Raw genomic sequence first — 871 nt, forward strand, 5'->3', positions numbered from 1 at the left:
CACCCTGACCAACAGCGGCCTGATCAGCGGCGACGGCGCCAACGGCGGCTATGGCCTGCTGAACCGCGGCACCATCGGCACGCTGGTCAACACGGTGGGCGGCACCTTCGCCGCCCTGGCCGGCACGGTGGGCTACGGCCTGATCAACCAGAGCATCCTGAACACCGTCGTCAACTACGGCCTCATGACCGGCCATGACGGCGGCGTGCAGAACATGGGCACCATCCAGCTGCTGGACAACGCGGCCGGCGGCACCATCCGGTCCAACAGCGCCAGCGCGCAGCAGGGCCTGCGCAACGACGGCACCATCGTCACGCTGCTGAACGACGGCCTGATCGGCAACAACTATGGCTTGTTCCAGGCGGCGGGCACGATCCAGACGCTGGTGAACAACGGCACCATCGCGGCCAACGCCAGCGGCGTGTACATGAGCGCTGCCATCGGCACCATCAGCAACAGCGGCACGATCACGGCCACGCACAAGGCCATCGTGGCCAATGCCGCCCTGACGGCGCTGCTGAACAGCGGTACCCTCAGTGGCACGCAGGCCCTGGCCATCGGCGTGAACGGCCGTGTAGGGACGATCAGCAACACCGGCGTGATCCAGGGCAACATCGTCAATACCGGCACCGTCGCCCTCAGCATCGGCGGCGGCACGGGCACGGTGGTGGGCACGCTGACCGGCGGCACGCTGACCAACCGGGGCACGATCACCAGCACGGGCACCAACGTGGTGCTGTCGGGCAACCTGCGGCTGAATGACAACATCAACGTGGGCACCAACACGGTGACCAACGCCGGGGGCGCCATCACCCTGGGCACTGTCGCCACCATCACCGGCAACTACACCCAGGCGTCTGGCACCCTGGTG

At 67.4% G+C, this 871-nt stretch carries 1 protein-coding gene; it reads left to right on the top strand.

The genetic code is table 11. The features are described from left to right. Positions 1 to 871 (top strand): autotransporter outer membrane beta-barrel domain-containing protein (locus tag P5F91_RS19215; protein ID WP_422394479.1); only part of this gene is annotated, 871 nt, incomplete at both ends.

Source organism: Nitrospirillum amazonense, assembly GCF_029594735.1.
In the GTDB taxonomy this organism is placed as follows: Bacteria; Pseudomonadota; Alphaproteobacteria; order Azospirillales; family Azospirillaceae; genus Nitrospirillum; species Nitrospirillum amazonense.